The sequence below is a fragment of the Bacillus sp. FSL K6-1005 genome, assembly GCF_038000225.1.
Taxonomy (GTDB): Bacteria; Bacillota; Bacilli; order Bacillales; family Bacillaceae; genus Bacillus; species Bacillus mojavensis.
In genome coordinates, this window is sequence record NZ_JBBOBP010000001.1 from 1,730,073 (window position 1) to 1,745,322 (window position 15,250).

The following is a 15,250-nucleotide window of genomic DNA, read 5'->3' on the forward strand; positions in this document are numbered from 1 at the left end:
CCAAAAATATTAATCGAGCAAGCTGATTAGCTTATTCGCAAAACCTTGGTCAGTGACGGCGACAACGACACGGGATTCTTTACCGATAGAGCGGCCAAGAACCGCGCGATTCGCGACTTTTTTATAAGGAACTTTATAATAATTGCACTTGTCGGTTACTTTCTTTGCTGTGTTAGATGATGCATCCTCTGTAAGCAGGACAAGCTTCGCACGCGCATTCCTGACTTCTTTAATAACCAAGTCTTCGCCTGACACGACCTTACGAGCTCGATTGGCCAGACCCAGCAAGGGAAACCATTCCATTCCAGACATTTTATTTTTTCACCTTTTCCGCCAGTTCCAGCAATTCTTCGAAAATCTGGTCATCGATTTGTGATTGAAATTGATTTTGCAAAGTGTTTTTCTTTTTTGCTGCTAAGATGCACTCTTTATCCAGCGTTAAATAAGCACCCCGCCCGTTCTTTTTCCCGGTCGGATCTACTGAGATTTCGCCTTCTTTTGAACGAACAACTCGGATTAGTTCCTTTTTAGGCTTCATTTCACCAGTCACCACACACTTGCGTAACGGGATTTTTTTGTGTTTATTCACCTAAGGTCACCTCTTATTCATCCGATTCAGCAGTTTCAGGCTCCGTAAAGAGCGGCTCTTCGTCGTCTTCTTCTTCAAGTTCTCTCGGATAGATTCCAAGCTCTCTTGCGTCTGTTTCGCTCTTAATATCAATCTTCCAGCCTGTCAATTTAGCAGCTAAGCGTGCGTTTTGTCCTCTTTTGCCAATCGCCAGAGACAGCTGGTAATCAGGAACAATAACAGTTGTCGCTTTTTCTTCTTCATTCACGATGACATCCAGCACTTTCGAAGGGCTGAGCGCATTCGCGACAAATTCTACAGGGTCATTCGACCAGTTGACAATGTCAATTTTTTCACCTTTTAATTCATTGACAATCACCTGAACACGCTGGCCTTTAGGACCGACGCAAGAGCCTACCGGATCCACATCAGGATCATCTGTGCGGACAGAAATTTTCGAACGGTCGCCTGCTTCTCTGGCAACAGATTTCAGCTCCACAGTTCCATCATAAATTTCTGGCACTTCGATTTCAAATAAACGCTTTAAGAGGCCTGGGTGTGTTCTTGACACATAAATCTGCGGGCCTTTCGTCGTTTTTTCTACTTTTGTGATATACACCTTAATGCGGTCATGAGGCTTATAGCTTTCATTCGGCATTTGCTCATTAACCGGCAACAAGGCTTCAATTTTTCCTAAAGACACATAGATAAACTTGTTGTCCAGGCGCTGGACGATACCTGTCATGATGTCTTCTTCACGGTCAATAAACTCAGAATAGATCACACCGCGTTCAGCTTCGCGCACACGCTGTGTCACGACCTGCTTCGCTGTTTGGGCTGCAATGCGTCCGAAATCCTTAGGCGTTACTTCAATCTCTACAACATCGCCCACCATATATTCCGGATGGATGCTTTGCGCCTCTTCGATTGAGATCTCCAGTCTTTGATCATATACCTCATCAACGACATCTTTTCTTGCGAATACACGGATTGAACCTGTTTCACGGTTCAAATCCACCCGTACATTTTGCGCCTGATTAAAATTGCGCTTATAAGCAGAAATTAAAGCAGCTTCGATTGCTTCAATGATAATTTCTTTGCTGATGCCTTTTTCTTTCTCAAGAATGGTGAGAGCATCTAATAATTCACTGCTCATGTTAACGGTCTCCCCCCTTAAAACTTATATTCATTAGAATGTTACAGCTAATCTTGCGTTAGCTATTTTTTCATACGGAATATCGATCCGTTTCTTTCTTGTTTTGATTGTCATCTCAACTGTCACTGTTTGTCCATCAAATTCAGCCAGCTCTCCTTCAAACACTTTTACACCGTCAATCGGCTCATAGGTCTTAATGTATACATTTTTCCCTAGTGATTTTTCAAAATCGGCTTTTTTCTTTAATGGACGCTCAGCTCCCGGGGATGAAACCTCAAGAAAGTAATTTTGGCTGATTGGGTCTGCCTCATCAAGCTTCTCGCTTAGAGCTTCGCTTACTTTGGCACATTCCTCAATATCCACACCGTCATCGGAATCAATAAACACGCGAAGGAACCAGCTTTGACCCTCTTTGACGAATTCAATGTCAACGAGTTCAAGCTGAAGGCTGTCTACGATTGGCTGAGCCATTTCTTGAACGGTGTCAGTCACTTTTTTGCTCATGTTCTTCCTCCTTGTGCTGTCGATATCATATTCGTCTCGTCACTCTGCATAAAAACCCTGCTTCAAAAGAGCAGGGGCTTTAAAGTAAACGATGAACATGTCGAGACAAAATTGTCTTGTTCAATACAAAAGAGCGGGTTTCCCCACTCTTTGCCTCGGTAATCGTTAGCATTTCCAATAAAACTATACCATAACCATATTTTTATTGCAAATGGATATACGTTTACCTTTACGCTGTTAAGCTGATCACAGGGGCTCTCATCATACGATTGCACTTTTGCCGCACATGTATGCATAAAAGCAGAATTTCTTAAGAAATTCTGCTTTTATATGCTAAAACAGCGATAATTGGTTTTGATCCGGCAATGACTCCAAACAGCCGTGACGATCTAAATACTCTAAAATCGTTTTTGATACTTTCCCTCTCTTTTGCAAATCTTCTTTTGAGAGAAATTCTCCTTCTTCACGGGCCTTTACAATATTTAGAGCGGCGTTCGTACCTAAACCAGGAATAGAATTAAACGGCGGGATCAGACTGTTGCCGTCAATAATAAATTCCGTTGCACTGGAGCGGTATAAATCGACTTTTTGGAACGAATAGCCTCTTTCACACATTTCCAGCGCTAACTCTAATACTGTGAGAAGGTTTTTTTCCTTCGGTGACGCATCAAGCCCTTTGGAGTTGATATCCTCCATTACAGCTTTGATTGCTGTGGAGCCTTTGATCATCGTATCGATATCAAAGTCGTCTGCACGAACGGTAAAATAAGCCGCATAATACAGTAGCGCGTGATGCACTTTAAAGTAAGCAATGCGGACTGCCATTAATACATAAGCCGCGGCATGGGCTTTCGGGAACATGTATTTAATCTTTTTGCAGGAATCGATATACCAGTCTGGGACATTGTTATTTTTCATTTCTTCTTCCCATTCAGGCGTTAAACCTTTTCCTTTACGCACAAATTCCATGATTTTAAACGCCAGTGACGGCTCGAGGCCTTGATAGATTAAATAAACCATAATGTCATCACGGCAGCCGATCACCTCACTCAGCTCACAAATATTATTGTGAATGAGTTCTTGGGCATTGCCGAGCCATACATCTGTTCCGTGAGACAGCCCTGAAATCTGAACGAGCTCAGAAAATGTTGTCGGCTTTGTGTCTTCAAGCATTTGCCGGACAAAGCGGGTTCCGAATTCAGGGATTCCCAAGGTGCCCGTTTTACATCCTATCTGTTCCTGAGTGACACCGAGTGATTCGGTTCCTTGGAAGATTTTCATTACTTCAGGGTCATCCGTCGGAATCGTTTTCGGATCAATGCCGCTTAAATCTTGGAGCATACGGATTACCGTCGGATCATCGTGCCCCAGAATATCAAGCTTCAGCAGGTTGTCATGAATGGAATGGAAGTCAAAATGCGTCGTTTTCCATTCAGAACCTGTCGCATCTGCCGGAAACTGAATCGGAGAGAAATCATAAATATCCATATAATCAGGAACTACGATAATACCGCCAGGGTGCTGTCCGGTCGTCCGTTTTACACCTGTACAGCCCTGCACAAGCCGGTCGATTTCGGCGCCGCGCATATGGAGATTATTGTCGCCGGCATAGCCTTTTACATAACCGTAGGCTGTTTTTTCTGCAACCGTACCGATCGTTCCGGCACGATATACGTTGTCTTCTCCGAACAATACTTTTGTATAATTGTGGGCCTGCGGCTGATATTCCCCAGAGAAGTTCAAATCGATATCAGGTACTTTATCTCCTTTAAATCCCAGGAACGTTTCAAACGGAATATCGTGCCCATCTTTTTTCAAAGGCGTTTTGCAATGAGGACACATTTTGTCAGGCAGATCAAAACCTGAGCCGACAGATCCGTCATTAAAGAACTCAGAATGCTGGCATTCAGAACATATATAGTGCGGCGGCAGCGGGTTCACCTCTGTGATCTCAGTAAGTGTCGCAACTAAAGAAGAACCTACCGATCCCCGTGATCCTACCAGATACCCGTCATCTAGAGATCTCTTTACGAGTTTATGAGAGATCAAATAAATAACAGCAAAGCCGTGGCCGATGATACTTTTTAATTCTTTTTCAATACGCGCTTCAACAATTTCAGGGAGCTGCTCTCCGTAAATGCTTCGTGCACGCTGATAGCTCATTTCCCTGATCTCTTCATCAGCGCCTTCGATTTTCGGCGTATATAGATCATCTTTAATCGGCTTGATGTCTTCGATTAAAGATGCAACCTTTTGTGTGTTGGTTACAACGATTTCCTTCGCTTTTTCTTCCCCTAAGAAGGAAAAAGCTTCAAGCATTTCATCTGTCGTTCTGAAATGCACTTTCGGAAGTTCATGTCTGTTCAGCGGATTCGCGCCGCCCTGTGAGGATACTAAAATCTTTCTGTAAATTTTGTCCTCATCATTCAAATAATGAACATTTCCTGTTGCAACAACAGGTTTATTAAGCTTTTCACCGAGTTTGGTGATATTCGTTATGATTTCTTTCAGCGATTTTTCATCGCGAACCAGTTCTAGCTCAAGCAAGTGGCGGTATACCTCAGGCGGTTGAACCTCAAGATAATCGTAGAATGCTGCAACATCTTCCACCTCTTCCGGCGACTTTTGCATCATGCCTTCAAAAACCTCTCCTCTGTCGCAGGCGGAACCGATCAGAAGGCCTTCCCTGTATTTCTCAAGCTGAGATCTCGGAATACGCGGCACTCTGTAAAAATAATGAATATGAGAAAGTGAAACGAGCTTAAATAAGTTTTTCAAGCCTGTGCTGTTCACCGCCAGCACCGTTGCATGATAGGGTCTTGACCTTTGATAAGCGTTGGATTGACCCATATTTTCATTCAGCTGATCATGATACTGAATACCCTTTTCAGCAGCATCCTCCAGCATTTTCATAAGCAAATAAGCGGTCGCCTCGGTATCATAGATCGCACGGTGGTGCTGTGTAAGTTCAATGTTAAACTTTTTACATAGTGTGTTCAGACGGTGATTTTTAAATTCCGGATAAAGGAAACGGCCGAGCTCCAGCGTATCAATGACAGGGTTTTTTGCTTTCTCGACTTGGAGAAGCTTTTTGAAAGCAACGTTTAAAAATCCCATATCGAAGCTTGCATTATGGGCAACGAGAATGTCATCGCCAATCCATTCTCTGAAATCTCTTATCACGTCTATTACATCCGGCGCGTCGACCAGCATATCATCAGTGATGCCTGTCAGTTCAATGATAGTCGCTGAAAGCGGACGATGCGGGTTGGCAAATGACTCAAATTTATCAATGATCTCCCCGCCTTTCACTTTTACAGCCGCCAGTTCAATAATCGTATCGTACACAGCGGATAGTCCGGTTGTCTCGACATCAAAAACAACATAGGTTTCTTCATCAAGCAAACGGTGCGCGGGATTATAGGCAATCGGCACCCCGTCATCCACGATATTTGCTTCCATTCCATAAATCATTTTAATTCCATGTTTTTGGGCAGCAGAATACGCATCTGGGAAGGATTGAACGACAGCATGGTCAGTCAAAGCGATCGCCTCATGCCCCCATTTTTTCGCCTGTTCGACAAGCTTTCCGATGCCTGTTACAGCATCCATTTGGCTCATTGGGGAATGCAGATGCAACTCTACCCTTTTTTCTCCTTCAGGCGCCGTGTCCTCACGGGTTTTTGCTTTTATTTCATTTACATCGTTTGCAATCATGACCAAATCTCGGACAAATGTGTCGTTTTGAATGCTTCCGCGCGCTTTTACCCACATACCTTTTTTCAGAGACTTCATGAGGGCCGCATCTTCTTTTTCTCTTGCAAACATTTTAATTAAGATACTATTTGTGTAGTCAGTAATTTTAAAGATGCACAGCGTGCGCCCGCTTTTCAGTTCTCTGGTTTCCACATCAAACACATAACCCTGAACCGTAATTCTCCGTTCCTCGTCCATTATGCTGTCAAGTGTTCTGATTTCCTCGTTATCTTTAATTTGATAGCCGATGACAAGGGGTCCTGAAGGAACTTGATCTTCATCACTTTCTTTATCTTTCTTTTCCATTTCAATTAACGCCTGCATCGCCCGCTCTTGGTCTTCAGCTAGCTTTTGCTCCCGAAACTTTTGTACTTCTTGATCAGATACAAATATTTCAGCATCAAGCTGAAAATCTGGAAACCCAAATTGACGGTATCCCGCTTGAATCATCGCACTGTATTTGTTCTTAAGAGCAGATGCTTCTGTATCCGTTTTTGTTTTGACAATCAGTTTGTTGCCCTTCAGCTTCGGTTTTTGCTGGCTTAAGAGACTGATAATCGGCGGTGAAATACCTTGCAGCTCTTCAATGCAGCGTGTCCAATAATCCTGCACGAGACCTTCGTCAACCTCGGCATCATGCACTGCGATTGAGGACGTCACTTTTGCAATATGGGCAAACGATTGAGTCAGCCTCATGGTTAACATGTCATATATTTGATAAGGCAGCAAAGATTTAAATTTAAAATGAAAATGCCAAGACTTAGACGCTTTGTGTATCGTCAGCTTTTCAATCTCGCCATCTTCAAAGTATGTCATGAAGGTATCATCTGTCATATTAATCTGCTGCAGAAGAATTTGAAACTGCCTTCTGTTTACTGATAACTGTTCCATTAAGACAGTATTCCCCCCTTAAAAACATCATAAGTGAAGGTACCTCAGGCAATGAGGTACCTTCTATTATTTCTATTTTAACATGTTTTTTGATAAATCGTTATGGTGTTTACTGCTTGCTGATAAAAGCAGATAACTCATCAACAGAAACTTCTGTTGACTCACCCGTTTTGCGGATTTTAACCTCTACAATTCCTTCATCAGCCCGTTTGCCGACAGTAATACGGATTGGAAGACCGATTAGATCCGAGTCAGCAAATTTTACACCGGCGCGTTCCGCCCGATCGTCATACAGCACTTCATAGCCTTTCGCTTTTAAATCAGCGTACAGCTTTTCAGCCAATTCTCTTTGCGCATCGTTTTTGATATTCAGTGCAAGAATATGAAGATCATACGGCGCCACGCTTTTTGGCCATATTAAACCTTTTTCGTCGTGATGCTGTTCAGCAATGGCAGAAAGGGTTCTGGAAACACCGATTCCGTAACAGCCCATCAGCATTGGCTGCGCTCGTCCGTTTTCATCTAAATATGTTGCATTCATCGCTTCAGAATAACGAGTTCCAAGCTTAAAGACTTGTCCGACTTCGATTCCTTCTGCAAAACGGATCGTGCCTTTACCGTCTGGTGACGGATCGCCTTCCTTAATAAAACGAAGATCTGCAAATTCTTTAATTTGCGCATCCCGGTTTACGTTAACATTTTTATAATGATAATCTCCTTCATTCGCACCGGCAACAGCATTAACCATTGCTTTAACAGCGACATCTGCATAGACGTCAATCTCTTGATTCACACCGATAGGTCCGACAAAGCCAGGCTCTGTTCCAAGCTGCTGAACGACCTCTTCATGAGAAGCAAGTTCCATAACCTCTGCATGCAAGAGATTCTTCACTTTAATATCATTTACTTCGTGATCCCCTCTTACAAGCACCAGAACAAAACGGTCATCCGCTTTAAACAATACCGATTTAATGCAGGCTTCAGCCGAAACCTGTAAAAATGCAGTCAGCTCATCGATCGTTTTCACATTAGGAGTGTGCACTTTTTCTAAAGCGATAGGCTCTTCATTTGAAGGGACTTCCTGATAAAGAACTTCAGCCATTTCGATATTGGCCGCATATTGGGATTCATCAGAGTACGCAATGGTATCCTCTCCGATTTCAGAAAGCGCCATAAACTCATGTGTATCTTTTCCACCCATGGCGCCTGAGTCAGCGATAACAGGTCTTACATTAATGCCGCAACGGGCGAAAACATTAGAATACGCGTTGTACATTTTTTGATATGTTTCATCCAAGCTCTCTTCGGAAGCATGGAAAGAATAAGCATCCTTCATAATGAATTCGCGGCCTCTTAATAAACCGAAGCGCGGGCGTTTTTCATCCCTGAACTTAGACTGGATTTGGTACAGAGTCAGAGGGAGACGCTTATAGGATTTAACCTCATCGCGAACGAGTGAAGTGATCACTTCTTCATGCGTTGCCCCTAAAGCAAATTCACGGCCGTGACGATCTTTAAGTCTCATCAGTTCAGGACCGTACGTATACCATCTGCCTGATTCCTGCCATGTCTCAGCCTGCTGCAGCGCGGGCATAAGCATTTCTACAGCGTCGATTTTTTCCATTTCCTCACGGACAATCTGCTGAATGTTTTGAATAACCTTATACGCAAGAGGCATATAGCTGTATACCCCGCTCGTATTCTGTCTGATAAATCCTGCTCTTAGAAGAAGCTGATGACTTTTCGCTTCGGCATCAGCTGGTACTTCACGGAGCGTAGGAATAAGCGTCAAGCTTTGTCTCATTTCTTCGCACCTCTGATTGATTTACTTTTCATTTACAAAAACAGCCGCTGGATATCGTTCCATGTAACGACCAGCATAAGAAGCATTAGGAAAGCGACTCCGATAAACACCACAAAGGCTTCTTTTTCTCTGTTGATCGGTTTGCCCCGAATCGCTTCTATAAATAGAAACAACAGTCTTCCGCCGTCAAGAGCCGGAATCGGAAGCAGGTTGACGATACCAAGGTTAATACTTAAAAACGCAGCAAACTGGAATAAATTAATGATTCCCGTCTTTGCCACTTGGTCTGTCATATCGTATATACCGACAGGACCTGAGAGCATATCAATTTTAAATTGTCCTGTCACTAATTTACTGAGATTCGTTAATATTGCTTTTGTAACATCAACAGTTGATGTTGCACCATAAGCAACGGCTGAGAGAACGCCTTTCTCAGTCGGCGCGTATGAACCAAAGCGGCCGATTGTTTTTTTGTTCTCGTCTTTAACGGCTTCCGGAGTAACTGAAATGTGGAGCGTTTTGTTATCTCTTTTTACCTCAACGTCAATTTCTTTATCCGGGTTTTCTTTTACCGCAGAGACAATGTCGGTCCAGGACCTCATCTTCTCTCCGTTAATGCTTTGAATGTAATCTCCTTCTTTTAGCCCTGCTTCGGCCGCCCGTCCGTTGTCTGTCAGCTGTCCAAGCATAGGCTCATTTGACGGAACACCCTGAATCAGCCCTAGCATCACTAAAATGACATAAGCCAAAATGAAATTCATAATCGGACCGGCGGCAATCGCCTTAATTCGCTGCCACACAGGTTTGGAACCAAATTGGCGGTTATACGGCGCGATCTGCACTTCTTCTCCGTCTACAATGAAAAAGGAGGTTTCACTCACAGTAAAGCTGGAAAGCTCATCCTCTTTCCCCTGTTCATAGCCGGTGATCTTCATGTCATGTTCTAGGTCCGCCGTTTCCACCTCGATGATTAAAGCATCCGGGTATTTTTCCTTTTGATTGATGATGACTTTTTCAACCTGATCCTCTTTGTTAAAAAGAAGCCCGATCGTGTAGCCGGGTTTCACCTCAATCATTTCCGGATCCTCTCCGGCCATGCGGACAAATCCGCCGACCGGAAGAAGTCTGATCGTATACACCGTTTCATTTTTTTTGAACGAAAAGATTTTTGGACCAAAGCCGATCGCAAATTCACGGCACAGAATTCCCGCTCTTTGGGCTAACAGCAAATGGCCCAGTTCATGGAAGAAAACGAGCGTTCCGAAAATAATGATAAACGCTATAACTGTATTCACGAACATACCACCTTATGTGAGTATTGAATTGACGTATCCCCGGGTATCTTTGTCCACTTCCTGAATGTCTGCCAAGCTAGGCTTTTGAATAAGCTGATGGCGGTTTAATGCCTTTTCGATACAGTCTTCAATCGCCAAAAACGATATCTTGCCGGCTAAAAAGGCGGCGACAGCCACTTCATTTGCCGCGTTTAGCACAGTCGGCATTGTTCCTCCTATTTTACCTGATTCAAAGGCAAATTGTAAGCAGCGGAACCTGGCAAAGTCAGCTTTCTCAAAATGAAGACTGCCGATTTCCCACAGCTCGAGTCTTTTGGCGTCTGGCAATGGCAATCGGTCGGGATAGGTGAGCGCATATTGAATCGGAACCCTCATATCCGGAGTGCCAAGCTGTGCAATCACACTTTTGTCATGAAACTCTACCATGGAATGGATGATACTCTCCTTATGTAAGACCACATCGATTTGTTCATATGGAATATCGAAAAGCCAATGCGCCTCAATCACCTCTAATCCCTTATTCATCATTGTAGCCGAATCAATCGTGATTTTTGCACCCATTGACCAATTCGGGTGCTGTAATGCATCTTCAATTGTAACTGATTCGAGCTGCTCCCGCGTCTTGTCCCGAAAACTTCCGCCGGATGCCGTAATGATGAGGCGATCAATGTTTTTAGCCTGTTCGCCTTGTAGCGCTTGAAAAATGGCTGAATGCTCACTGTCAACGGGCAGCAGCGGAACATTGTATTTCTTAGCATGTTCTTTAACTATATGCCCGGCAGTGACAAGAGTTTCCTTATTTGCAAGCGCAATTGTTTTTTTCTGTTCGATCGCCTTTAAGGTAGGGATGAGACCGACACTTCCAAGCAAGGCATTGACAACAATATCGACTTCCTCCATAACTGCCGCTTCAATCAGGCCTTCTTCTCCAAGCCCGATTTGGCAATCAAATGCAAAAGAAACTTGTTTTAATTTGTGATATGTATCCAGATCACCGACAGATACAAACTTCGGCTGAAAGGCCTCTATCATCGGCACGGCCTTATCAATATTTTTGCCGAACGACATAGATATCAGCTGAAATTGGTCTTGGTGCGTACGCAATACATCAAGAGTCTGTTCGCCGATTGATCCTGTTGCTCCTAAAAGACAAATATTTTTCAAAGTGCCACTACTCCTATTCTTTTTGCTGCATAATCAGTCTCATATTCATATTAGACTTTTTTATGAAAAAAGGGCAAGCAGAAAGTACAAGAAAGGCATGACAAACAAAAAACTGTCAAAACGGTCTAGCACCCCGCCATGCCCGGGAAGAATCTTCCCAGAATCCTTCACCTCGTAATGTCTTTTCAGAGCGGATTCTACTAAATCCCCAATCTGTCCGAAAACAGACAAAAACAGCGTGATCAAAAGCAGATAGAAATATGGGATCGGCAGGTTTGCGACAAGCTGAAAAATTGTCGAGAGTACAAGTGCAATGACAATTCCGCCTACAAATCCCTCAACTGTTTTATTAGGGCTGATTTCAGGCCACAGTTTTCGTTTACCAAGCGACTTCCCGACAAAATATGCACCGGAATCAGTCGACCAAATCACGACACAGGCATAAAAGATGTATGTCAGCCCGTGCTGATCAAGGTTTCTGATTTCAATAAAATAATGAAAACACATTCCGATGTAAATCGTTGCAAGGGTAATAAAGCCGACTTCATCAAAGGTAAAAGTGTTCTTCACCAATACTGTGTACGTCAATAAAATAAGTACTGCGAACAAAGCCGCTTCAATTTTCGAGATACCAATCGCTTCAAAAAAAGAATACTGGCTTGGCATTAAGAACATCCACAATAATAAAAGACTGATCAATCCCGGCAGTGACACAAGCTTAAGTTTTTTCATCCGCAAAAGCTCAAAAAGCGCTACACTGCCCATTGCATAAACTAATATGGTGAACGGCAATTCCCCGACAATAACTAAAAATAAAAATACAATTGCTGCCAGAACACCTGTCAAAATTCTTTGTTTCATGTCCACCATCCTCTAAATTCCGCCAAACCTCCGGCCCCGTTGCTGATATTCCCCTAACGCCTGCAAGAAATGATTTTCTTTAAAGTCAGGCCACAGGACGTCAGTAAAGACAAATTCACTGTAGGCAACCTGCCAAAGCATAAAGTTGCTTAGTCTAATCTCGCCGCTCGTTCGGATTAAAAGTTCAGGATCCTGCAAAGATTCAGTCATTAAATGTTTAGAAAAAAGCGATTCATCAATGTCTTCTATATTCAAAGAACCCTCCTTGACTTTTTCCGCGAGTGTTTTTGCGGCAGTGACAATTTCAGTACGTCCCCCATAGTTGAGAGCAAAATTAAGAATCAACCCGTCATTTTGCGCCGTATCCTTTACAGCCTTTTCAATCGCACGCATTGTGTGCGGCGGCAAGGCTGATTCATCTCCTATAATCCGGACCTGCACATTCTCCTCAACAAGCTCCGGGAGATACGTATTTAAAAATTCTTCAGGAAGCTTCATCAAAAAATCAACTTCCATTTTCGGCCGCTTCCAGTTTTCTGTTGAGAATGCGTACAAAGTCAGTACTTTGACACCCAATTCGTTAGCAAGCTTTGTCGTTCTTTTAACCACCTTCATTCCTTCATGGTGGCCTGCAATTCGGGGAAGAGAGCGTTTTTTAGCCCAACGGCCATTTCCATCCATTATAATGGCGATGTGTTCGGGGATTTCTCCCTTAAGTATGTCTTCTTTTGTATAGCGTTCTAAGTTGGAAGCCGCAGTTTGCTGGTTCTTCCAATTTTTGAGTATGTTGAGCATGAGATTCCTCCGTCACCCAAAAAGGTTGCATTCCCTGCTGATAACGATGTAATCAACAGTATTAACAAAAAAACCCCCTGTAAACATGAGAGGGTCTTTTCACTATTATCTATTGTACATAGTTTTTCATTAAACTTCCATGATTTCTTTTTCTTTGTCTTTTGTGACACTGTCAATTTTTGACACATATTCATCTGTCAGTTTTTGAACATCTTCAGTAGAAGCACGCAGTTCGTCTTCAGTGATGTCTCCGCTTTTCTCAAGTTTTTTGAGATCATCGTTCGCATCACGGCGTACATTTCGCACAGCCACTTTCGCGTCTTCAGCATATTTTTTTACAACTTTGACTAATTCTTTACGTCTTTCTTCTGTTAACGCAGGAATCGCAATGCGAATCATATTGCCGTCACTCGTTGGCGTTAAGCCTAAATCCGCTTTTAAAATTGCTTTTTCGATATCACCGATTGCTGACTTGTCGTATGGTGTTATAACCAGCATACGAGCTTCAGGCACGTTAATAGAAGACAGCTGATTTAAAGGTGTCTGTGCTCCGTAATATTCAACTGTTACTTTATCTAATAAAGATGGGTTCGCACGGCCTGCTCGTACAGTAGCCAGTTCACGCTGATAAGCAGCAATTGCTTTTTCCATTTTTTCTTTCGTTTGTGTTAATACTTCTTTTGACACGTTATTTCCCCCTCACGATCGTTCCGATTGATTCGCCTGTCACAGCGCGTTTAATATTTCCTTCTTCCATAATAGAAAAGACGATTAGCGGAATGTCATTATCCATGCATAAAGATGATGCTGTTGAATCCATAACTTCCAAACCGTCTTTTAAAACGTCAAGGTAAGAAAGCGATTCATATTTAACAGCTGATTCATCTTTTCTAGGGTCAGCATTATACACACCGTCAACATTGTTTTTAGCCATTAAAATAACGTCTGCTTCAATTTCAGCAGCCCGCAGTGCAGCTGTCGTATCAGTTGAGAAGTATGGGTTCCCTGTGCCCGCAGCAAAAATCACGACACGTTTTTTCTCTAAGTGGCGTATCGCTTTTCTTCTGATGTATGGTTCAGCAACTTGTCTCATTTCAATGGATGTTTGCACTCTGGACTGGATTCCGAGTGTTTCTAAGCTGTCTTGAAGAGCAAGCGAGTTCATCACTGTGGCCAGCATCCCCATATAGTCAGCAGTTGCACGGTCCATGCCCAGGTCACTTCCTGTTTTTCCGCGCCATAAGTTGCCGCCGCCTACTACAACAGCCACTTCGACTTCAAGCTCAGCGATTTCTTTCACTTGCTTTGCAATGGATTGAATGACAGTAGGGTTAATTCCGTTACCCTGTTCCCCTGCCAATGCTTCACCGCTAAGCTTTAATACGATACGTTTGTATTTTGGTTTTTCCATAATAACCTCCAAGTGTAAACATTGCCGTTTTCTATTATGCAAGAGAAAAAAAGGTTTGTAAATATAGTTTTAAAAATAGGGAACACAAAGTGTGTCCCCTATACTGCCTGAAAAGACGCGACTTGATCGCGAAATCTTTTCACCATTATTTTTTCACTTGGTTCATTACTTCTTCAGCAAAGTTTTCTTGACGTTTTTCGATGCCTTCTCCAACTTCATAGCGAACGAAAGTTTCAACAGTTGCGTTTTTCGCTGCAACAACTTGTTTCACTTTTTCATCTGGGTTTTTAACGAATGCTTGGTCTAAAAGACAAATTTCTTCGAAGAATTTGTTCAGACGGCCTTCAACCATTTTCGCTACGATGTTTTCAGGTTTTCCTTCTTGAAGAGCTTGCTGAGTTAAGATTTGACGCTCATGGTCTGTTTCTTCTGCTGATACTTGGTCACGAGAAATGTAACGAGGGTTAACCGCAGCAACATGCATTGCGATATCTTTTGCAGTTTCTTCGTCAGTTGTACCGTTAAGAACAGTTAATACGCCGATGCGTCCGCCCATGTGAAGGTAAGCACCGAATGCAGAGCTGTCGTCTTTTGTAAGAACAGCAAAGCGGCGAAGAGTGATTTTCTCACCGATTTTAGCTACTGCACTTGTAATGTACTCTTCTACAGTAGATCCGTTGTCCATTTTTTGTCCCATTGCTTCTTCAACATCTGCAGGAGTGTTTGCAAGAAGGTGGTCAGCTAATGTGTTAAGAAGCTCTATGAAGCCTTCGTTTTTCGCAACGAAATCAGTTTCAGAGTTTACTTCTAAAATAACACCTTTGTTGCCGTCAGTTTTAATAAGAGTTGAACCTTCTGCTGCGATACGGTCAGCTTTCTTCGCTGCTTTTGCAATTCCTTTTTCTCTAAGAAGGTCAATTGCTTTGTCCATATCTCCATCAGTTTCAGTTAACGCTTTTTTACAATCCATCATACCCGCGCCAGTTTTTTGACGCAGTTCTTTTACTTGCTGTGCAGTAATAGCCATTTGTATTCCTCCTTATAT

At 42.9% G+C, this 15,250-nt stretch carries 13 protein-coding genes; all 13 read right to left on the reverse strand.

What is annotated here, in order from left to right; all coding sequences use genetic code 11:
* Positions 1 to 9: 9 nt before the first annotated feature.
* The 13 genes from NST16_RS09040 to tsf all read right to left on the reverse strand — a co-directional run bounded on the left by NST16_RS09040 (position 10) and on the right by tsf (position 15,232).
* Positions 10 to 312, reverse strand: a complete 303-nt coding sequence (locus NST16_RS09040) for a YlxQ family RNA-binding protein (RefSeq protein WP_010334284.1) — start codon at positions 310 to 312, stop codon at positions 10 to 12.
* A 1-nt stretch (position 313) separates the two neighbouring features.
* Entirely contained in the window at positions 314 to 589 is a 276-nt protein-coding gene (gene rulR / locus NST16_RS09045; RefSeq protein ID WP_010334283.1) for a glucose-induced regulator RulR, read from the reverse strand.
* Positions 590 to 602: 13 nt separating this feature from the next.
* The gene (nusA, locus tag NST16_RS09050; RefSeq protein ID WP_340885842.1) at positions 603 to 1,724 is read right to left on the reverse strand and encodes a transcription termination factor NusA; all 1,122 of its coding nucleotides are present in this window, start codon (positions 1,722 to 1,724) and stop codon (positions 603 to 605) included.
* A gap of 33 nt (positions 1,725 to 1,757) precedes the next feature.
* On the reverse strand, positions 1,758 to 2,228 hold the full coding sequence (gene rimP, locus NST16_RS09055) for a ribosome maturation factor RimP (RefSeq protein ID WP_010334281.1): 471 nt from the start codon (positions 2,226 to 2,228) through the stop codon (positions 1,758 to 1,760).
* A 333-nt stretch (positions 2,229 to 2,561) separates the two neighbouring features.
* Positions 2,562 to 6,875, reverse strand: a complete 4,314-nt coding sequence (locus NST16_RS09060; protein ID WP_326217441.1) for a PolC-type DNA polymerase III — start codon at positions 6,873 to 6,875, stop codon at positions 2,562 to 2,564.
* Positions 6,876 to 6,984: 109 nt separating this feature from the next.
* On the reverse strand, positions 6,985 to 8,679 hold the full coding sequence (proS, locus tag NST16_RS09065) for a proline--tRNA ligase (protein WP_286058530.1): 1,695 nt from the start codon (positions 8,677 to 8,679) through the stop codon (positions 6,985 to 6,987).
* 32 nt (positions 8,680 to 8,711) lie between these two features.
* Complete coding sequence (gene rseP, locus NST16_RS09070) at positions 8,712 to 9,980, reverse strand: RIP metalloprotease RseP (RefSeq protein ID WP_081720789.1); 1,269 nt, start codon at positions 9,978 to 9,980, stop codon at positions 8,712 to 8,714.
* A 6-nt stretch (positions 9,981 to 9,986) separates the two neighbouring features.
* The gene (gene dxr, locus NST16_RS09075) at positions 9,987 to 11,138 is read right to left on the reverse strand and encodes a 1-deoxy-D-xylulose-5-phosphate reductoisomerase (protein ID WP_010334278.1); all 1,152 of its coding nucleotides are present in this window, start codon (positions 11,136 to 11,138) and stop codon (positions 9,987 to 9,989) included.
* Between the two features lie 60 nt (positions 11,139 to 11,198).
* Positions 11,199 to 12,008: a phosphatidate cytidylyltransferase gene (gene cdsA, locus NST16_RS09080; protein WP_168747846.1), complete on the reverse strand. Its 810-nt coding sequence runs from the start codon at positions 12,006 to 12,008 to the stop codon at positions 11,199 to 11,201.
* A gap of 3 nt (positions 12,009 to 12,011) precedes the next feature.
* Positions 12,012 to 12,794, reverse strand: coding sequence for an isoprenyl transferase (locus NST16_RS09085; RefSeq protein ID WP_029441264.1), 783 nt, complete (start codon positions 12,792 to 12,794; stop codon positions 12,012 to 12,014).
* 129 nt (positions 12,795 to 12,923) lie between these two features.
* On the reverse strand, positions 12,924 to 13,481 hold the full coding sequence (gene frr / locus NST16_RS09090; protein WP_010334276.1) for a ribosome recycling factor: 558 nt from the start codon (positions 13,479 to 13,481) through the stop codon (positions 12,924 to 12,926).
* 1 nt (position 13,482) lies between these two features.
* Complete coding sequence (gene pyrH / locus NST16_RS09095; RefSeq protein WP_010334275.1) at positions 13,483 to 14,205, reverse strand: UMP kinase; 723 nt, start codon at positions 14,203 to 14,205, stop codon at positions 13,483 to 13,485.
* A gap of 145 nt (positions 14,206 to 14,350) precedes the next feature.
* Positions 14,351 to 15,232, reverse strand: a complete 882-nt coding sequence (gene tsf / locus NST16_RS09100; RefSeq protein ID WP_029441263.1) for a translation elongation factor Ts — start codon at positions 15,230 to 15,232, stop codon at positions 14,351 to 14,353.
* Between the last annotated feature and the right edge of the window lie 18 nt (positions 15,233 to 15,250).